The sequence below is a fragment of the Streptomyces sp. MMS24-W38 genome (genome assembly GCF_059889265.1).
In genome coordinates, this window is sequence record NZ_JCBCPP010000001.1 from 1,564,502 (window position 1) to 1,583,581 (window position 19,080).

Sequence of the window (19,080 nt, forward strand, 5' to 3'; positions counted from 1 at the left end):
GGGGCGAGTTGTCGCCTGCGCAGGGGGCAACTGCCGCCTCGGACGGCGGTCCGAGCACACTCGGAGATCACGCGCACGTGACACGTGTACCCCGGCAACCACCTTCATAACGTGGGAAGTTGCAAGGCCTCAAGAGGACGCGCGGGGCCGAACGGGTGCAGGCACGGCCGTACCCCCGATCGGTCCGATCGGGGGTACGGAGGGGGGTTGGGGTGGCTGAAAGTCGACCTGCCGCGAGGACTTCGCGTCAGGCGGCCGGGGGCGTGATCGTCTGCGGCTTGTACGACGGGCGCTTCACCTCGTACGCGGCGATGTCCGCCTCGTTCTGCAGCGTGATGGAGATGTCGTCGAGCCCGTTCAGCAGCCGCCAGCGGGAGTTCTCGTCGAGCTCGAAGGCGGCGGTGACACCCTCGGCGCGCACCTCGCGGGCCTGGAGGTCGACGGTGATCTCGGCGGTGGGGTCCGCTTCCGTCAGCTCCCACAGCGCGTCCACGGTCTGCTGGTCGAGGACCACGGTGAGCAGGCCGTTCTTCAGCGAGTTGCCGCGGAAGATGTCGGCGAAGCGGGAGGAGATCACGGTTTTGAAGCCGTAGTTCTGCAGGGCCCAGACGGCGTGCTCGCGGGAGGAGCCGGTGCCGAAGTCGGGGCCGGCGACCAGCACGGTGGCGCCCTGGCGCTCGGGGCGGTTGAGGACGAACTCGGGGTCCTTGCGCCAGGCCTCGAACAGCCCGTCCTCGAACCCGTCCCGGGTCACCTTCTTGAGCCAGTGGGCGGGGATGATCTGGTCGGTGTCGACGTTGCTGCGGCGCAGCGGGACGGCCCGGCCGGTGTGGGTGGTGAAGGCTTCCATGACTGATCAGACTCCAGCGGGCGCGGGGGTGTCGGCGGCGAGGTCGGCGGGAGAAGCCAGGTGGCCGAGGACCGCGGTGGCGGCGGCGACCTGGGGGGAGACCAGGTGGGTGCGGCCGCCCTTGCCCTGCCGGCCCTCGAAGTTGCGGTTGGAGGTGGAGGCGGAGCGCTCACCGGGGGCGAGCTGGTCGGGGTTCATGCCCAGGCACATCGAGCAGCCCGCGTGCCGCCATTCGGCGCCTGCCTCCTTGAAGACCACGTCCAGGCCCTCGGAGACGGCCTGCAGGCCCACCCGGGCGGAGCCGGGGACGACCAGCATCCGTACGCCGTCGGCGACTTTGCGGCCCCTGACGATGTCGGCGGCGGCGCGCAGGTCCTCGATCCGGCCGTTGGTGCAGGAGCCTACGAAGACGGTGTCCACGTTGATGGAGCGCAGCGGCTGTCCTGCTGTCAACCCCATGTATTCCAGGGCCTTTTCGGCGGCCAGGCGCTCCGAGGCGTCTTCGTACGAAGCGGGGTCGGGCACGGCGGCCGACAGCGGCACGCCCTGGCCGGGGTTGGTGCCCCAGGTGACGAACGGCGACAGCTCGGCGGCGTCGATGACGACCTCGGCGTCGAACTCGGCGTCCTGGTCGGTGCGCAGCGTCTTCCAGTAGGCCACGGCCGCGTCCCAGTCCTCGCCCTTCGGAGCGTGCGGGCGGCCCTTGAGGTAGGCGAACGTGGTCTCGTCGGGGGCGATCATGCCCGCGCGGGCGCCGGCCTCGATCGACATGTTGCAGATGGTCATCCGGGCCTCCATCGAGAGCTTCTCGATGGCCTCGCCGCGGTACTCCAGGACGTAGCCCTGGCCGCCGCCGGTGCCGATCCTCGCGATGACCGCCAGGATCAGGTCCTTGGCCGTGACCCCGTCGGGCAGTTCGCCCTCGACGGTGATCGCCATGGTCTTGGGGCGGGTCATCGGCAGGGTCTGGGTGGCCAGCACGTGCTCGACCTGGGAGGTGCCGATGCCGAAGGCCAGGCCGCCGAACGCGCCGTGCGTGGAGGTGTGCGAGTCCCCGCAGACCACGGTCATGCCGGGCTGGGTCAGCCCCAGCTGCGGCCCCACCACGTGCACGACGCCCTGCTCCACGTCGCCCAGCGAGTGCAGCCGGACACCGAACTCCGCGCAGTTCGCCCGCAGCGTCTCCAGCTGGACGCGGGAGACCGGGTCGGCGATGGGCTTGTCGATGTCCAGGGTCGGGGTGTTGTGGTCCTCGGTCGCGATGGTCAGATCGAGCCGGCGCACCCCGCGGCCGCTCTTACGGAGACCGTCGAAGGCCTGCGGGCTGGTCACCTCGTGCAGCAGGTGCAGATCGATGAAGAGGAGGTCGGGCTCGCCCTCGGCGCGCCGGACGACATGGTCGTCCCAGACCTTCTCCGCGAGTGTCCTACCCATCGCTTTCCCTCCGGCCGGCACACACGCGCCGACCCAACTAGAGATCTGTGAGGAGACGGCGCCCCGCCCCTGGTCCCGGGCGTCGCCGCCAGGCCCGGTGACACGGGCCACGGTGCTTCCTACTGATCAGCGCACAGCACCGATCGCGTCGTGCGGAATGCGTCGTGCCGATTGCCTCGTACGTCAAGAGTGGCGCGTTCCACCGAAAACTGAACTTGCGTTTCACAGAGTGAGACGCAAGTATCGTTGCATGGACAACAGTAGCGGCGTCGGCGTTCTGGACAAGGCGGCCCTCGTCCTGAGCGCTCTGGAGTCCGGCCCGGCCACCCTCGCGGGGTTGGTCGGTGCTACCGGACTGGCACGACCCACGGCCCACCGCCTGGCCGTGGCACTGGAACACCACCGCCTGGTGGCGCGCGACATGCAGGGCCGGTTCATCCTCGGCCCGCGCATGGCCGAACTGGCCGCGGCGGCGGGCGAGGACCGGTTGCTCGCCACGGCGGGCCCGGTGCTCACCCATCTCCGCGACGTGACCGGCGAGAGCGCCCAGCTCTACCGCCGGCAGGGCGACATGCGCATCTGCGTCGCCGCGGCGGAGCGCCTGTCGGGCCTGCGGGACACGGTCCCGGTGGGTTCCACGCTCACGATGAAGGCCGGCTCCTCCGCGCAGATCCTGATGGCCTGGGAGGAGCCGGAGCGCCTGCACCGCGGCCTGCAGGGCGCCCGTTTCACGGCGACGGCCCTGTCGGGCGTCAGGCGCCGCGGCTGGGCTCAGTCGATCGGGGAGCGAGAGCCCGGCGTCGCCTCCGTCTCCGCGCCGGTGCGCGGCCCCTCGAACCGCGTGGTGGCCGCCGTCTCGGTGTCGGGGCCCATCGAGCGCCTGACCCGTCACCCGGGCCGTATGCACGCCCAGGCCGTCATCGACTCCGCGGCCCGCCTCTCCGAGGCGCTGCGCCGCTCCTGACCCCACCCGCCCCCTCGGGAACGGGCCCGCCTCAACGCCGCGGCAGGCCCTCCCCCGGGCTCGTGTCCCGCCGCGCCTCGGTACGCGGACACGAAGAAGCCCCCCACCGAGGTGGAGGGCTTTCCTTCTCTCTTCCTGTGTACCCCCGACCGGATTCGAACCGGCGCTACCGCCTTGAGAGGGCGGCGTGCTAGGCCGCTACACAACGGGGGCGTGGACTCTGCGTTTCCGCAGGTCCGAGCTGGTCTACCTGGACTCGAACCAAGACTAACTGAACCAGAATCAGTCGTGCTGCCAATTACACCATAGACCAATGATGGTTTAGACCAGTTCAGTACCCCCGACCGGATTCGAACCGGCGCTACCGCCTTGAGAGGGCGGCGTGCTAGGCCGCTACACAACGGGGGCCCTGGCGATCCTCACCCGGCCGGAGCCGGATGGTTTCACCGTGAGGACAGTGGGCGCTACCCGGCCGCCCTCGCGGGATGGATCTGTACCCCCGACCGGATTCGAACCGGCGCTACTGCCTTGAGAGGGCAGCGTGCTAGGCCGCTACACAACGGGGGCTTCGCGGATGAGATCCGCAGGTGCAGATAAGCTCTGCGAGCTGGCCTACCTGGACTCGAACCAAGACTAACTGAACCAGAATCAGTCGTGCTGCCAATTACACCATAGGCCACTGGAACGCAAGCCCCGGAGGGTCCTTGTTCTAGCAGTGCGCTTGAGGTTGGTGGCCTTCCGGCCCGGTCCCCCGCGGCGCAGGAAGAACATTACCCGATGCCGGACCCGGCTCCAAAACGGGTATCCGTGCCGAGGATCGCGGGAAGTTCGCCGAGGGAGGCGATCCTGCGCGGCCCGACGGGCGGCTCCAGGGTCGCGTACGCACCGCCCCGGTCGATCCACACCGACAGCAGACCGGCCTCCGCCGCACCCCGGCCGTCGATCTCCGGGTGGTCGCCCACGTACGCGACCTGGGCGGGAGGGAGCGCCAGGGCCTCGCAGGCCGCCAGGAAGGCGCCGGCCTCGGGTTTGGAGACGCCCAGCTCGGCGGCGCACAGGATGGCCTCGAAGCGGTCGTGGACGCCGAGGACTCGCAGCTTGCGGTCCTGGACGTGGAGGCTGGAGTTGGACAGCACCGCGTGCCGGTGGCTGGCGGCGAGCGCGTCGAGGACCGGCAGGACGTCCGGGAACAACGACCAGGCCGCCTCGTAGTGCACGACGTAGCGCCCGAACCAGTCGTCGGCCTCGTCGTCGGTCAGCTCACGCCCCAGGAAGACCCGGGTGCGGTCGCGCCGCTGCGTCTCGAAGTCGACCTCGCCGGCGGCGAACCGGGCCCACTGGAGATCGGTCACCTCCCGCCACCGCGCCAGCGCCTCCTCCACGGAGGCGTACCCGGCCAACAGCTCCTCGGCCAGCAGGTGCGCCCGCATCCCCTCGCGGTCGGCGGAGGTGTAGTCGAAGAGTGTGTCGTCCACGTCCCAGACGACGGCTCGGATCGCCATGGGACCGACCGTACCCAAGAACGGTGAGGGGCGGCGCCCGGATGCTCCGGACGCCGCCCCTCACCCGCGGTCGGACCGGGCTACCCGGCGAGCTTCGTCAGGGCCGCGTCGATGCGGGTCAGGGTCTGCTCCTTGCCCAGGACCTCGAGGGACTCGAAGAGGGGCAGGCCGACCGTGCGGCCGGTGACGGCGACGCGGACCGGGGCCTGGGCCTTGCCGAGCTTGAGGCCGTGGGCCTCGCCGGCGGCCAGGACGGCCTCCTTCAGGGACTCGGGGGAGGTCCAGTCGGCCGCGTCCAGCTTCTCGCGGGCGGTGCGGAGGAGGGCGTCGCTGCCCTCCTTCATGGCCTTGTTCCAGGACGTCTCGTCGAAGACCGGCTCCGGGAGGAAGAGGAAGTCGACGTTGTCGGTGATCTCGGAGAGCACCTTCAGGCGGGTCTGCGCGTGCGGGGCGATGGCCTGCCACTTGGCCTCGTCGAAGGCCTCCGGGGCCCAGGGGGCGACGGGCGCCTTCAGCCAGGGGCGGCAGCGCTCGGTGAAGTCCTTCACCTCCAGCAGGCGGATGTGGTCGGCGTTGATCGCCTCGCACTTCTTCAGGTCGAAGCGGGCCGGGTTCGGCTGCACGTCCGCGACGTCGAAGGCCGCGACCATCTCCTCCATCGTGAAGATGTCCTGGTCCGCGGAGAGCGACCAGCCCAGCAGGGAGAGGTAGTTGAGCAGTCCCTCGGGGAGGAAGCCGCGCTCGCGGTAGAGGTTGAGCGAGGACTGGGGGTCGCGCTTGGAGAGCTTCTTGTTGCCCTCGCCCATCACGTAGGGCAGGTGACCGAAGGCCGGGATCTGCTTCGCGATGCCGAGTTCGGTCAGCGCCTTGTAGAGGGCGATCTGGCGCGGGGTGGAGGAGAGCAGGTCCTCGCCGCGCAGGACGTGGGTGATCTCCATCAGGGCGTCGTCGACCGGGTTGACCAGCGTGTACAGCGGGGCGCCGTTGGCGCGGACGATGCCGTAGTCCGGGACGTTCTCCGGGGTGAAGGTCAGCTCGCCGCGGACCAGGTCGGTGAAGGTGATCGTCTCGTCGGGCATGCGGAAGCGGACGATCGGCTCGCGGCCCTGGGCCTTGTACTCCTCGACCTGGGCGTCGGTGAGGTCGCGGCAGTGGCCGTCGTAGCCGGAGGGCTTGCCGGCGGCGCGGGCGGCCTCGCGGCGGCTGTCCAGCTCCTCCTGGGAGCAGTAGCAGCGGTAGGCGTGGCCGGCCTCGAGGAGCTTGGCGGCGACGTCGGCGTAGATGTCCATGCGCTGCGACTGGCGGTAGGGGGCGTGGGGGCCGCCGATCTCGGGGCCCTCGTCCCAGTCGAAGCCGAGCCAGCGCATCGAGTCGAGGAGCTGGGCGTAGGACTCCTCGGAGTCGCGGGCCGCGTCGGTGTCCTCGATGCGGAAGACCAGCGTGCCCTGGTGGTGCTTGGCGAACGCCCAGTTGAACAGGGCGGTGCGGACCAGGCCCACATGGGGGTTGCCGGTCGGGGAGGGACAGAAACGGACGCGTACAGGAGATCCGGGTGCGCTAGCCACGCTTGACAACCTTGTTGGTGAGAGTGCCGATGCCTTCGATGGTGACGGCGACCTCGTCGCCGACGTTGAGGGGGCCGACGCCGGCCGGGGTGCCCGTGAGGATCACGTCGCCGGGGAGCAGCGTCATCGCCTCGGAGATGTTGACGATCAGGTCCTCGATGGAGTGGATCATCTCGCTGGTACGGCCGAGTTGGCGCTGCTCGCCGTTGACCGTGAGCTGGACGGTGAGGTCGCCGGCTGCGGCGAGGTCCAGGTCCGTCTCCACCCAGGGGCCGAGCGGGCAGGAGGTGTCGAAGCCCTTGGCCCGCGCCCACTGCCTCTCCCGCCGCTGGACGTCGCGGGCGGTGACGTCGTTGGCGCAGGTGTAGCCGAAGATCACGTCCTTGACCCGGTCGCGCGGGACCTCACGGCACATCCTGCCGATCACCACGGCCAGTTCGGCCTCGTGGTGCACCTCCTGGGAGAAGGAGGGGTACTGGATGTCGTCGCCGGGGCCGATCACCGAGGTGGCGGGCTTGAAGAAGGCGAACGGGGCGTCGGGCACCTCGTTGCCCATCTCCCTCGCGTGTTCGGCGTAGTTGCGGCCGAAGGCCACCACCTTGTTGGGGAGGACCGGGGGCAGCAGCCTGACCTTGCTCACCGGGACCTTGGTGCCGGAGAGTTCGAAGTCCGCGAACGGGATGCCCTTGATGATGTCCAGGACGAGCTCGTCCTGCTGGTCGCCCTCGACCGCGCCGAAGGCGACGTTCCCGTCGATGGAGAATCTGGCGATGCGCACGGGATTCTTGGCCCCTTGACCTTGACTGAGCTGGCTGGAGTCTGACGCTCCAGGCTAACGCGGCAGGGCACGCACGCCTGGCGCATGACAGGCGGCGCCCCCCTGGAAGAGGGGGGCGCCGCCTGTGAGCGTGGGGCCGGCACAGGACCGGCCGGGCCCGTGCGCCCTGAGCGTTTCGGGGCCGACGCGCGTACTGGTCGGTAGCGGTACCGGAAAGGCTGAGGAAAGTGCTAGTTCGCGGCGGCGGCCGCGACCGGGATCTCCATAAGGATGGTACGCCTGGGGTTGGCGGTCTGGGCCGGGAGTTCGACGGTGTGCTCCTGGTGGACCGGCGTCTGCAGTTCGGCGGCGCCGTCGAGGTGCGCCAGCGTCGTGCGTCGCGGGTTGGCGATCTTGTGGAACATCGTCGTCGTCTTCACTGTTTACTCGAACCTGTCCTGTTCACGGGGCGTCCGACGGGGTCCGGAGACCGTCCGTCGGGCGCGGGTTGTCTGTTTTGCCATCCCTGTAAAGCGTCAGGCTAAACATCTGATTCCCCGCCGACCGCCGCGAGGGGCCACGATCACCGTGTGAGTTTTCTCACGAATCGACAGCCAAATGGGTCAATCCGGACCGGTGCGCCACCCCGCCGAAACGGACATTGACCCCCTGAATGCATCATTCCGCTCCTGATCATCGCGACTGGGACACCTTCCGGGCCCCCTCGAAACAACCCCATTCGCCCCCTTTGTTCGAGATCACTTCCTACGCCCGGTGACCCACCCCTCACGCGGTGTCACGTAAGTCACGGCATGACCCGCGGGCCTTGTTGGGGCATCCCGCACTGTGCTGGAATTCCCCGGACCGCCGCGGTTATCGATCCGGCGCACAGGGGGCGCACAAACGCGCCATTGTGGCGGTGAGCAAGGGGGAACCCACGCCGGTCACTCACGACCACCACGGGGGCGTATTCAGGGCGCCCCTATGACGCCGACACCGTGTCCCGCCGTTCGCGCGGAGGGGCGCCTGGTCCAGAGGTTGCGACGCTAGTGCAGGGACGTTTCAAGAGGGATGGCAGCGCTTCGGCGGAGCCGGAGCAGCACGGCGGGACTGGCCCCAGGGCCGTCGGCTCCTCGCCCCAGCACGCCCAGAACCAGGGCCCGGCCACGAACGGTGAAGGCGGCGAACGCCCCGGCCGCCCCGGAGCCACGCCCGCGGGACCGGCGGGCACTCCCCCCGTTCCGCCGAAGCCCCCGAAGGGTCCCGACGGCCCGGGACCGCGCATGGCCCTGCGCAACTGGCGCATCTCCACCCGTCTGGTGTCACTGCTCGCGCTCCCGGTGGTCGCGGCCACCTCACTGGGCGGCCTGCGTATCGCCCAGTCGATGGACGACATCCAGCAGCTCGACAACATGAAGCTGCTGACGGACATCACCCAGGAGGCCACCGAGCTCGCCGCCGCGCTCCAGGAGGAGCGCGACCAGTCGGCCGGCCCGCTGGCGCACGGCGGCAAGGCCACCGACTTCGGGGTCAAGGGCCACCGCGAGAAGACCGACCGCGCTCGGAAGAACTTCCTCGACAGTTCCGAGGAGATCAACAACGTCAGCCGGGACGGCGACCTCAAGGGCATCCGCGACAACCTGGTCCAGCTCGCCGGCGACCTGGGCGACCTCGAGAAGATCCGCAACACGGCCTACGTGGCGGAGGGCAACTCCACCCAGACCGTCGAGGGGTACCACCGTCTGATCGAGAACCTGATCGACCTCTCCCAGGACATGGCCGAGGCGACCAGCAACCCCGAGATGATCCAGCGCACCCGTGCCCTGGCCTCCTTCTCCGCCGCCAAGGAGTACGCGTCGATCCAGCGCGCGGTCCTCGCGGCGGCGCTGCCCGCCGGCAACACCACCTTCGGCGACCTCTCCGACAACGACCGGCTCTACGCCGAGTCGGCGCTGGAGAGCCAGAAGTCCGAGCTGCGCAGCTTCAAGAGCATCTACGGCGAGGACAAGGCCACCGAGCTGCTGCTGCCCATCGAGGACGGCAGCGCCATCATCAAGGCCACCGACAAGTACGCGGGCCGTGCCCTGGTCTCGGCCGACGGCCTGGAGTCGATGGCCAAGCGGTCCTACCGGGACTGGCTGGACGACAGCTCCACCAAGATCCAGCAGATGAAGAACGTCGAGCTCCGGCTGCTCGAGGAGATGGAACAGAAGGCCCGTGAGCTGCGCAGCGCCACCGAGCGCGACGCGATCATCTCCGGTGCGCTGATCCTGATCGTGCTCGGTGTGTCGCTGGTCGGCGCCTTCGTCGTGGCCCGCTCCATGATCCGCTCGCTGCGGCGGCTCGAGGACACCGCGACCAAGGTCGCCCAGGAACGCCTGCCCGAGCTGGTCAAGCAGCTGTCCGAGTCCGACCCGCAGGACGTCGACACGTCCGTGGAGTCGGTCGGTGTGCACTCCCGGGACGAGATCGGCCGGGTGGCCGCGGCCTTCGACGACGTGCACCGCGAGGCGGTCCGCCTCGCCGCCGAGCAGGCCCTGCTGCGGGGCAACGTCAACGCGATGTTCACCAACCTCTCGCGCCGCTCCCAGGGTCTGATCCAGCGCCAGCTCTCGCTCATCTCCGAACTGGAGTCCCGCGAGGCCGACCCGGACCAGCTGTCCTCGCTGTTCAAGCTGGACCACCTGGCCACGCGTATGCGCCGTAACGGTGAGAACCTGCTCGTCCTCGCGGGTGAGGAACCCGGCCGACGGTGGACCCGCCCGGTCCCGCTGGTCGACGTGCTGCGTGCCGCCGCGTCCGAGGTGGAGCAGTACGAGCGCATCGAGCTGTCCGCCGTACCGACCACCGAAGTGGCCGGCCGCGTCGTCAACGACCTCGTGCACCTGCTCGCCGAGCTGCTGGAGAACGCGACCTCGTTCTCCTCCCCGCAGACCAAGGTCAAGGTCACCGGTCACGCGCTGCCCGACGGCCGGGTGCTGATCGAGATCCACGACACCGGTATCGGTCTGTCGCCGGAGGACCTGGCGGCGATCAACGAGCGGCTCGCCTCGCCGCCCACCGTGGACGTCTCCGTCTCCCGCCGCATGGGTCTGTTCGTGGTCGGCCGGCTGTCGCAGCGGCACGGCATCCGCATCCAGCTGCGCCCGTCCGACTCCGGTGGTACGACCGCGCTGGTCATGCTGCCCGTCGATGTCGCCCAGGGCGGCAAGAAGCCCCAGGGCAAGCCCGGTCAGCCGGGTGCCGGCGGTCCCGCTGCCGCGCAGGCCGCGGCCGGTGCGGCGGCGGCGCGGCGGTCCGCCGGTGGCGGTCAGTCCGGCGCCGGTGCCCTCGGTGGCGGTGCGCCCGGCGGTGGCAGGCTCGCCGCCGGTCAGGGTCCGCGGGCCGCGCTGCCCGGACGGGACGGCCAGGGCCGGCCGGGTGCCCCGGGCGGGGCACGTGGCCCGCAGGGTCAGCCGGGCAGGTCTTCGGCGCCGTCGCTGTTCGAGCAGGGCGGTCCTCCCTCCGCGCAGGGCCAGGGCCGTCCGGCCCCCGCGGGCGCGGGTGCCGGCTACGGCGGTCAGGCTCCGGGCGCCCCGCAGGGGCTGCAGTCCTCGGGGCAGGGCGGATCGCAGGGCCAGGACCTGTTCGGCGGCCGGGGTTCCGTGCCGCCGCAGCGGGGCAACGGCAACGCCGAGCGCGGCCGCCGTCCGCAGCTGCCGCCGCGCGGTGGTCCGCGCGCCGAGCTGCCCGGCGGCGACCAGCAGCAGCCGCGGGTGCCCAGCTGGAGCGACGAGAACGCCCAGCCGCCGGTGCCCCGGGCCCCGCTGGACGCCCCGCGCGGGCACGAGGAGCCGGACGTCTCCCGGACGAGCGCCATGCCGCGGTTCGACGACCGCCAGGGCCCCGGCGCGACGGCCGAGATACCCCGCTTCGACGACCGGCAGAACCCCGGCTCGCCCGCCTCCTACGGCGCCCCCGGTGCCGGCTCTCCACAGAACACCGGCCAGTACGGCCGACCCGACGCGAACAACGCCCAGTTCGTCCGCGGCGACGTCTACGACGCTCCCTCGGACCAGTACAGCGGACAGAACCCGTCCGACACCGGCCAGTTCGCCGCCCCGCGGGGCTATGACAACGGCTCGGCCGGCCGGTACCCGGCTCCGGAGCGGAACGGCGGCGCTCCCGCGCGGCACGCTCTCCCGGAGCGCCCGAACCTCGCGGACCCGACCTCCACCGGCCAGTTCGAGCGTCCGCAGCCGAACGGACCGCGTGGAGGGGCAGGCCCCGACTTCGGCGCCCAGCGTCCCGCGGCTCCGCAGCCTCAGCCGGACCGTCAGCAGCCGGGCCACGGGCCCGCGCCGCAGCGGCCCGCCCCTCAGCGGCCCGGCGACGGCCGCGCGCCGAGCGACGCCTGGGCACTGCCGCCGGCGTCCGGTCCCGGTGACGGGCGCACCCCCCTCTACGACACCCTGGAGACCAACTGGTTCCACGGTGCCCGGGAACAGGAGCAGGGCAATCCCCCGGCTCCGGCCCAGCGGCCGCAACAGCAGCAACCTCAGCAGCCGTCGCAGCCGCAGCAGCAGCAGCCGCAGGGGCCCACCGGCCCGCAGCGGGCCGTCACCTCCACCTGGCGCAGCTCGCCCAACGACGAGCTGGTCCGGCAGGCCGAACGCGTCCGGCAGCCGGCCGCGGGCGGCGTCACCACCTCCGGCCTTCCGCGCCGGGTGCCCAAGGCGAACCTCGTCCCGGGCACGGCTCAGGAACAGACCCACCAGAGTGGTCCGCAGGTCTCACGCGCGCCCGACGACGTGCGTGGACGGCTGACCAATCTCCGTCGGGGTATCGCACAGGGTCGTCAGGCCGGGTCCACCCAGACCGGTAGCTTCCCTCGACCCACTCACCAGCAGGAGCGTTAGTTGAGCCCGATGAGCCAGGCGGCACAGAACCTCAACTGGTTGATCACCAACTTCGTGGACAACACCCCCGGGGTGTCCCACACCGTCGTCGTGTCCGCCGACGGCCTCCTTCTGGCGATGTCCGAGGGCTTCCCCCGCGATCGCGCGGACCAGCTCGCGGCCGTGGCCTCGGGACTGACCTCCCTGACGGCCGGCGCCTCCCGCATCTTCGAAGGCGGCAGCGTCGCGCAGACGGTCGTCGAGATGGAGCGGGGCTTCCTCTTCCTCATGTCCGTCTCGGACGGTTCGTCGCTGGCCGTCCTCGCGCACCCCGAGTGCGACATCGGCCTCGTCGGCTACGAGATGGCGCTCCTGGTCGACCGTGCGGGGGCGGTCCTCACCCCGGACCTGCGCGCCGAACTACAGGGAAGTCTGCTTCACTGACCGGCCCCGGCACCACCCGTCTCACCAAATCACCGTCCGGCCGCCACAATCCCCCCACCGGCCTCGTCAGACGGCTTGACTGACCGACTTGCTGTCCCGTCCGGAGGACCCATGACCCCGCCCACCGCCTCTCATGATCCGTACGCGGAGCCGTACGAGGACGAGGGCGACCAGCCACTGGTACGTCCGTATGCGATGACCGGTGGCCGGACCAGGCCCCGCTATCAGCTGGCCATCGAGGCACTGATCAGTACGACGGCCGACCCGGCAGCGCTCATGGGGCTCCTCCCGGAGCACCAGCGCATCTGCCATCTGTGCCGTGAGGTGAAGTCGGTCGCCGAGGTGTCGGCACTTCTGAACATGCCGCTCGGCGTGGCCCGGATCCTGGTGGCGGACCTCGCGGAGGCGGGTCTCGTCGCCGTTCACCAGCCGGGCGGCGACGAGAACACCGGCGCACCGGACGTGACACTGCTCGAAAGGGTGCTCAGTGGACTTCGCAACCTCTAGCGGCGAGGCGGTCTCCGAAAGCCGTGCCACCACTTCCGCGAAGATCGTGGTGGCGGGCGGTTTCGGCGTGGGCAAGACCACGTTCGTCGGAGCCGTCTCGGAGATCAACCCGCTGCGCACCGAGGCCGTCATGACGTCCGCTTCGGCGGGCATCGACGACCTGACCCACACCGGGGACAAGACCACCACCACGGTGGCCATGGACTTCGGCCGCATCACCCTGGACCAGGACCTGATCCTGTACCTCTTCGGTACACCCGGCCAGGACCGCTTCTGGTTCATGTGGGACGACCTCGTCCGCGGCGCCATCGGCGCGGTCGTGCTGGTGGACACCCGCCGGCTGGCCGACTGCTTCCCCGCGGTCGACTACTTCGAGAACAGCGGCCTGCCGTTCGTGGTCGCCCTCAACGGCTTCGACGGACAGCAGCCGTACCAGCCGGAGGAAGTACGCGAAGCGCTGCAGATCGGTCCCGACACCCCGATCATCACCACCGACGCCCGGCACCGCTCGGACGCCAAGAGCGCGCTGATCACCCTGGTCGAGCACGCCCTCATGGCGCGTCTCCGGTAGTCAACGCCATAGCTGCATACGGCAGTTGCCGTAGATGTTCCGGCGCCGGCTGTGTCCTTGGACACGGCCGGCCCCGGTATTCATAACATTTCGGCAGAGGAATCGAGCCATGCCGACACTCGACGCGTTCGGCCAGTTCCCCTATGCGTACGAAGGCCCCGCCTTTTGGCGGGGCTCGCTCCGTTTGACCGTTTTATCTGCGGCTCACATCACGCCGGAACCCCTCCGTCCGCTGTTTGGAAGAGCACTGGTCGGCATGCTGGAATGCCTGAACTGCCCATTGGTCAAAGACGCACTCAGTAGTCGTTGGCATGCCGGGCTCTGAGACACTGCGGCACAACGTTGGTGCCGACCGCCGAGAGGTTGTTGGTCGAGTGAGGCGAAGCACGAGCAGTCCCGAGCCGTCGGCCCGAGGCAACTTCACCCCGCCGCCGCGCGCAGCGGCGCCCACCCCCGTGCACGACTCGGAACCAACGGCCCCGCCCGCTCCGAGCGGCGGTCGCTTCTCCCCGCGCAACTGGCGGGTGGCGACCAGGCTGAACGCGATCCTGCTCGTACCCGTGCTGGTCGGCCTGGTCATGGGCGGCTTCCAGGTGAAGGGCTCGATCGACACCTGGCAGGAGGCCGAGGACGCGGAGAACACCGCGCGTCTGGTGCAGGCCTCCCTCACCTACGCCGACGCCCTCTACCGCGAGCGGGACCTCACCGCGGCCCCGCTGCTGCAGGGCAAGGGCGAGGACGATCCGGTCGTCGTCAAGGCCCGTGCCGCCACGGACGAGGCGGCCGACGCGTTCGACGCGGCCGCGCAGAACATGCCGTCCAAGCCGGGCCTGCAGCGCCGGCTGGACGTGCTGCGCAAGGCCGAGCCCGAGCTCACGGCGCTGCGCGCCGCCGCATACACCTCCAAGCTCAAGGGCGTGGAGACCGAAGAGGGCTACGTCCAGGTGGCCAACCCTCTGATGCAGTTCGCCAACGAACTCGGTCTGGGCACCGGCAACATCACCAGCTACGGCCGTACGGTCTACGCGATCTCACTGACCAAGGCGGCGGTGTCGCTGCAGCGGTCCATCGGTACGCACTTGCTGGTGAAGCCCGGACCCACCGACAGCCAGCTCGCCAGCCAGCGCGTCGCGCTCTCCTCCTACGCCTACCTCGAGGGCATCGCCGTCCAGGAGTACATCGGCGGTGGCACCGAGTCCGACAAGACCAAGCTGACTCAGCTCGAGCAGGAGATCAAGGCGGACGGGGCGGAGCAGGCCAAGGAGGCCGCGGCCCAGGATCCGGACTACGTCCCGCCGCCCTCCGACGAGCGCACGATGGTCTCCGAGGTCGCACGCCTCAACTCCACCGACCCGGCCGCCCGCGCCGAGATAGCCGGCCGCGGCATCACCGCCGAGAACTGGTGGGCGCTCAACACCCTCAAGTTCGACGGCTACCGCCAGATCGAGTCGGACCTCGCCGAGACCGCGGTGGACGAGGCGGCCACCATCGCCGGCGACGCGCAGCGCGACGCCTTCGTCACCGGCAGCGCCGTCGTGGTCGCCCTGCTCGCCGCGTTCATCCTGGCCGGCATGGTGGCCCGCCAGATGAGCCGCTCCATGCGCAAGCTGCGCCACGCCGCCTTCGGCATCGCCGAGCAGCGGCTGCCGACGCTGGTCGACCAGCTCTCCCGCACCGACCCCGGCCGGGTCGACACCCGGGTCGCCCCGATCCCGATCACCTCCACGGACGAGATCGGCGAGGTCGCCCGCGCCTTCGACCAGGTCCACCGCGAGGCCGTCCGGCTCGCCGCCGAGCAGGCACTGCTGCGGGGCAACATCAACGCGATCTTCACCAACCTCTCGCGCCGCAACCAGTCGCTGATCGAGGGTCAGCTGACCCTGCTCACCGGCCTGGAGAACAACGAGGCCGACCCGGACCAGCTGGAGAACCTCTTCAAGCTGGACCACCTGGCCACCCGTATGCGCCGCAACGGCGAGAACCTCCTCGTCCTCGCCGGCGAGGAGCCCGGCCGCCGCTGGGACCAGCCGGTGCCGCTGGTCGACGTGATCCGCGCCGCCTCCTCCGAGGTGGAGCAGTACGAGCGGGTCGAGCTGTCCGGTGTTCCCGAGGCCGAGATCCACGGCCGCGCGGTGACCGACCTCGTGCACCTGCTGGCCGAGCTCCTGGAGAACGCCACGACGTTCTCCTCCCCGCAGACCAAGGTCCGTGTCACCGCGACCCGTCTCCCCGACGGCCGCGTGATGATCGAGATCCACGACAAGGGCATCGGCCTGACCGCCGAGGACTTCGCGGACATCAACCACAAGCTGGCCAACCCCCCGACCGTGGACGCCGCGATCTCGCAGCGCATGGGTCTGTTCGTGGTCGGCCGGCTGTCCGACCGGCACGGCATCCGCGTCCAGCTGCGCCCCTCGGGCGAGCAGGCCGGTACGACCTCGCTGGTCATGCTGCCGGACGCGATCACCCACGGTGGTGGTGGCGAGGCGCAGACCGGCCCCGACGAGTTCACCGTCTCCCAGATCATCCCGGAGCAGAACTACCCGGGCGAGGACTTCAGCCAGCAGCAGCCGATGCGCACCGCGGCGGAACTCGGCTTCGACGACAGCCGCTACGAGGTCCCGGACGACATCCGCGGCCTGGACCCGGTCGGCCGTTCCCGGATGCGCGAGGAGCGGCGGGCGGCCCTGGAGCCGCAGAGCCCGCAGCCCGCGCTGTCCGGACCGGAGCAGCCCGGCACCGACGAGTTCGCCGCCCCGCAGGGCTACGACAACGGCCAGCGGTACGACGGCGACGGACAGGGCTTCGACGGCGGTCCGGCCGGTTACCCGGACCAGCGGCAGCCCGCCGGATACGACCAGCAGGGGTACGGCGACGGGCAGCAGACCGCGTACGAGGGACAGCGGCAGCCGGCGTACGACGAGTCGTACTACCAGCCGAACGGCGGCTACCCGGATCCCTCCTACGCCGAGCCGGTCCAGGACGACTGGCCGCAGCAGGACGGTTACCAGAACGGCTACCCGGCGCAGTACCCCGCGACCGCCCCGGAGCCGGAGCCCGCCCCGGCCGCTGACGCGGGCATGCAGGACAGCGTAGGCTTCGACCGTCCGGGACCGGCCCCCTCCGCCTCCCACGAACTCACCGACGCCGGACTTCCGCGCCGCGGGTCCACCGCGAGCGGTACCGGCGGAGCGCGGCGGCCGAACCAGGAGCCGACGGTCCCGGCACCGGCTTCCGCTGCGGCTCCGGCACCGGCTCCGCAGGGCGACGGCGACAACTGGCGTTCGGCGAACGACGAGCGCTGGCAGCAGGCGTCCTCGCTGCGGAAGCCCAAGGCGGGCGGGGTGACCTCATCCGGTCTGCCGCGGCGGGTACCCAAGGCCAACCTGGTCGAGGGCACCGCCGAGACCACCCCTCAGGGAGGCCCCCAGGTCTCCCGCGCCCCGGAGGACATCCGGGGCAGGCTGAGCAACCTGCGGCGCGGCGTCCAACAAGGCCGCAACGCAGGCAGTGAAACGAACGGCCAGGCCACTGGGAATCACCGCAGTGGTCCTGACAGCACCTACAACCAGGAGCGTTAGTGTGAGCCCGATGAGCCAGGCGGCACAGAACCTGAACTGGTTGATCACCAACTTCGTGGACAACACCCCGGGGGTGTCCCACACGGTGGTGGTCTCCGCCGACGGCCTCCTTCTGGCGATGTCCGAAGGATTCCCCCGCGACCGCGCGGACCAGCTCGCGGCCGTGGCCTCCGGGCTGACGTCGCTGACGGCAGGCGCCTCCCGGATCTTCGAGGGTGGCAGCGTGAACCAGACGGTTGTGGAGATGGAGCGGGGATTCCTGTTCATCATGTCCATTTCCGATGGCTCCTCCCTCGCGGTTCTCGCACATCCCGATGCGGACATCGGTCTCATCGGGTACGAGATGGCCCTTCTGGTCGACCGAGCCGGTACGGTCCTGACTCCGGACCTGCGTGCGGAACTCCAAGGGAGCCTGCTCAACTGACGGACGGACGGTGCGGTTTGGCGTCCCGTGGCCGTAAGGTTTCGGGACGCGGCTACCACACGATGGGTGCCAGGCACAGTCGGAGGAGGAGAAAGTGGTAACACCACCAGACGGATCGTCTTCGGGCAACTGGTCGTACGACCCTGCACAGGGTCACAACGACGGTTCCCAGAACCGGTACGACTACCCCTCCCCACCGGACCACCGGCAGCCGTACGCGCCGCAGGGCCCCGGCCCTTCGCCGTACGAACAGCCGCACGCGCCGCGCATCCAGCCCGTGCAGCCGCAGCGCCGTACCCCCGAGCCGACGCCCTCCGGGGCGTCGAACAATCCCCTGGTGCGCCCGTACGCGATGACGGGCGGCCGCACCAGGCCTCGGTACCAGCTCGCCATCGAGGCGCTGGTGCACACCACCGCGCAGCCGCACCAGATGCAGGGCCAGTTGCCCGAGCATCAGCGGATCTGCCACCTCTGCCGGGAGATCAAGTCGGTGGCCGAGATCTCGGCCCTGCTGACCATCCCTCTCGGTGTGGCCAGGATTCTCGTCGCCGACTTGGCGGAGGCAGGACTGGTCGCCATCCATCAGCCCGGCGGCGACGAGAGCGCCGGCGGCCAGCCAGACGTGACACTGCTCGAAAGGGTGCTCAGTGGACTTCGCAAGCTCTAGCGGCGGTCCTTCCCGCTCCACCACTTCCGCGAAGATCGTGGTGGCGGGCGGTTTCGGCGTGGGCAAGACCACGTTCGTCGGCGCTGTCTCGGAGATCAATCCCCTGCGCACCGAGGCCGTCATGACGTCCGCTTCGGCGGGCATCGACGACCTGACCCACACCGGGGACAAGACCACCACCACGGTGGCCATGGACTTCGGCCGCATCACCCTGGACCAGGACCTGATCCTGTACCTCTTCGGTACACCCGGCCAGGACCGCTTCTGGTTCATGTGGGACGACCTCGTCCGCGGCGCCATCGGCGCGATCGTTCTCGTCGACACGCGGAGGCTCGCCGACTGCTTCCCCGCGGTCGACTACTTCGAGAACAGCGGCCTGCCGTTCGTCATCGCGCTGAACGGCTTCGACGGCAACCAGCCGTACAACCCGGACGAGGTGCGGGAGGCACTGCAGATCGGTCCCGACGCCCCGATCATCACCACCGACGCCCGGCACCGCTCGGACGCCAAGAGCGCGCTGATCACCCTGGTCGAGCACGCGCTGATGGCGCGGCTGCGGTAGCCGCTCCGCGCCGGTTTGCGCACTGCCCCCTGCGGCCACTGGGCTGCCGGGGGCTGTTGTGTGCCGTGCCCCGCACAGCCGGCTGCCCCGGTGGTGCCACGCGAAGAGGCCCCTCCTTCTTGAGAAGGAGGGGCCTCTTCGCGTGTGAGGTCAGCGCCAGCTGTGCGGGGCGCGGAAACCGGGCTCGCGTTCGAGGCGGCGCCAGCCGGCCTTGGCGCGGCCGCGGTGGACCCGGGCGTCGGAGGTGGGGCGGGTGGCCGCGCGGGCGAGGAGGATCGCCGTGATGGCGGCGACTTCCTCGAGCTCTGCGTGGCCCTTCTCGACACGGATGTCAGGTGTGCTCATGGGTGTCAGTCTCCCTGGGAGAGAGGTCCG

Annotated in this window: 17 protein-coding genes and 5 tRNA genes; 10 read left to right on the forward strand and 12 right to left on the reverse strand. The window is 70.3% G+C overall.

Features of this window, described 5'->3' with window-relative positions:
* Positions 1-247: 247 nt before the first annotated feature.
* Positions 248-850: a 3-isopropylmalate dehydratase small subunit gene (leuD, locus tag AC6F7H_RS05760; protein ID WP_500755637.1), complete on the reverse strand. Its 603-nt coding sequence runs from the start codon at positions 848-850 to the stop codon at positions 248-250.
* 6 nt (positions 851-856) lie between these two features.
* On the reverse strand, positions 857-2,284 hold the full coding sequence (gene leuC, locus AC6F7H_RS05765) for a 3-isopropylmalate dehydratase large subunit (protein ID WP_500755639.1): 1,428 nt from the start codon (positions 2,282-2,284) through the stop codon (positions 857-859).
* A 250-nt stretch (positions 2,285-2,534) separates the two neighbouring features.
* Between leuC and ndgR the strand changes: the two genes are divergently transcribed.
* Positions 2,535-3,248 (forward strand): IclR family transcriptional regulator NdgR, encoded by a 714-nt coding sequence (ndgR, locus tag AC6F7H_RS05770; RefSeq protein ID WP_109381164.1) that lies wholly within the window; start codon positions 2,535-2,537, stop codon positions 3,246-3,248.
* 140 nt (positions 3,249-3,388) lie between these two features.
* Here the strand turns inward: ndgR and AC6F7H_RS05775 are convergent.
* The 9 genes from AC6F7H_RS05775 to AC6F7H_RS05815 all read right to left on the reverse strand — a co-directional run bounded on the left by AC6F7H_RS05775 (position 3,389) and on the right by AC6F7H_RS05815 (position 7,512).
* Positions 3,389-3,461: transfer RNA gene (locus AC6F7H_RS05775), tRNA-Glu, on the reverse strand.
* Between the two features lie 28 nt (positions 3,462-3,489).
* Positions 3,490-3,561 (reverse strand) — tRNA-Gln (locus AC6F7H_RS05780).
* Positions 3,562-3,583: 22 nt separating this feature from the next.
* Positions 3,584-3,656, reverse strand: a tRNA-Glu gene (locus AC6F7H_RS05785).
* A gap of 86 nt (positions 3,657-3,742) precedes the next feature.
* Positions 3,743-3,815 (reverse strand) — tRNA-Glu (locus tag AC6F7H_RS05790).
* 40 nt (positions 3,816-3,855) lie between these two features.
* Positions 3,856-3,927 (reverse strand) — tRNA-Gln (locus AC6F7H_RS05795).
* Between the two features lie 91 nt (positions 3,928-4,018).
* Positions 4,019-4,750 (reverse strand): HAD family hydrolase, encoded by a 732-nt coding sequence (locus AC6F7H_RS05800; protein ID WP_500755640.1) that lies wholly within the window; start codon positions 4,748-4,750, stop codon positions 4,019-4,021.
* Between the two features lie 80 nt (positions 4,751-4,830).
* Positions 4,831-6,315 (reverse strand): glutamate--tRNA ligase, encoded by a 1,485-nt coding sequence (gene gltX, locus AC6F7H_RS05805; RefSeq protein ID WP_500755641.1) that lies wholly within the window; start codon positions 6,313-6,315, stop codon positions 4,831-4,833.
* A complete protein-coding gene (locus tag AC6F7H_RS05810; protein WP_500755642.1) occupies positions 6,308-7,093 on the reverse strand; it encodes a fumarylacetoacetate hydrolase family protein in 786 nt (261 codons plus the stop codon). The genes gltX and AC6F7H_RS05810 overlap by 8 nt, the downstream gene beginning before the upstream one ends.
* A gap of 230 nt (positions 7,094-7,323) precedes the next feature.
* Positions 7,324-7,512, reverse strand: coding sequence for a hypothetical protein (locus AC6F7H_RS05815; protein WP_500762194.1), 189 nt, complete (start codon positions 7,510-7,512; stop codon positions 7,324-7,326).
* A 609-nt stretch (positions 7,513-8,121) separates the two neighbouring features.
* Between AC6F7H_RS05815 and AC6F7H_RS05820 the strand changes: the two genes are divergently transcribed.
* From AC6F7H_RS05820 to AC6F7H_RS05860, 9 genes are all read left to right on the forward strand, one after another.
* Complete coding sequence (locus tag AC6F7H_RS05820) at positions 8,122-11,970, forward strand: sensor histidine kinase (RefSeq protein WP_500755643.1); 3,849 nt, start codon at positions 8,122-8,124, stop codon at positions 11,968-11,970.
* Between the two features lie 9 nt (positions 11,971-11,979).
* On the forward strand, positions 11,980-12,393 hold the full coding sequence (locus tag AC6F7H_RS05825; protein ID WP_003993189.1) for a roadblock/LC7 domain-containing protein: 414 nt from the start codon (positions 11,980-11,982) through the stop codon (positions 12,391-12,393).
* A 111-nt stretch (positions 12,394-12,504) separates the two neighbouring features.
* Positions 12,505-12,900 (forward strand): DUF742 domain-containing protein, encoded by a 396-nt coding sequence (locus AC6F7H_RS05830; RefSeq protein ID WP_109381170.1) that lies wholly within the window; start codon positions 12,505-12,507, stop codon positions 12,898-12,900.
* On the forward strand, positions 12,881-13,471 hold the full coding sequence (locus AC6F7H_RS05835; RefSeq protein ID WP_109381171.1) for a GTP-binding protein: 591 nt from the start codon (positions 12,881-12,883) through the stop codon (positions 13,469-13,471). The genes AC6F7H_RS05830 and AC6F7H_RS05835 overlap by 20 nt, the downstream gene beginning before the upstream one ends.
* A gap of 109 nt (positions 13,472-13,580) precedes the next feature.
* Positions 13,581-13,796: a hypothetical protein gene (locus tag AC6F7H_RS05840; protein WP_500755645.1), complete on the forward strand. Its 216-nt coding sequence runs from the start codon at positions 13,581-13,583 to the stop codon at positions 13,794-13,796.
* Between the two features lie 49 nt (positions 13,797-13,845).
* A complete protein-coding gene (locus AC6F7H_RS05845; protein ID WP_500755647.1) occupies positions 13,846-17,052 on the forward strand; it encodes a sensor histidine kinase in 3,207 nt (1,068 codons plus the stop codon).
* Between the two features lie 10 nt (positions 17,053-17,062).
* Positions 17,063-17,476, forward strand: a complete 414-nt coding sequence (locus AC6F7H_RS05850; RefSeq protein WP_055493648.1) for a roadblock/LC7 domain-containing protein — start codon at positions 17,063-17,065, stop codon at positions 17,474-17,476.
* 94 nt (positions 17,477-17,570) lie between these two features.
* Positions 17,571-18,143 (forward strand): DUF742 domain-containing protein, encoded by a 573-nt coding sequence (locus tag AC6F7H_RS05855; RefSeq protein ID WP_500755649.1) that lies wholly within the window; start codon positions 17,571-17,573, stop codon positions 18,141-18,143.
* Positions 18,124-18,705, forward strand: coding sequence for a GTP-binding protein (locus AC6F7H_RS05860; protein ID WP_109381174.1), 582 nt, complete (start codon positions 18,124-18,126; stop codon positions 18,703-18,705). Before AC6F7H_RS05855 ends, AC6F7H_RS05860 begins: the two co-directional genes overlap by 20 nt.
* Positions 18,706-18,855: 150 nt before the next feature.
* On the opposite strand, the gene AC6F7H_RS05865 is transcribed toward AC6F7H_RS05860, so the two are convergent.
* Complete coding sequence (locus AC6F7H_RS05865; protein ID WP_500755651.1) at positions 18,856-19,050, reverse strand: acyl-CoA carboxylase subunit epsilon; 195 nt, start codon at positions 19,048-19,050, stop codon at positions 18,856-18,858.
* Positions 19,051-19,080 lie beyond the last annotated feature (30 nt).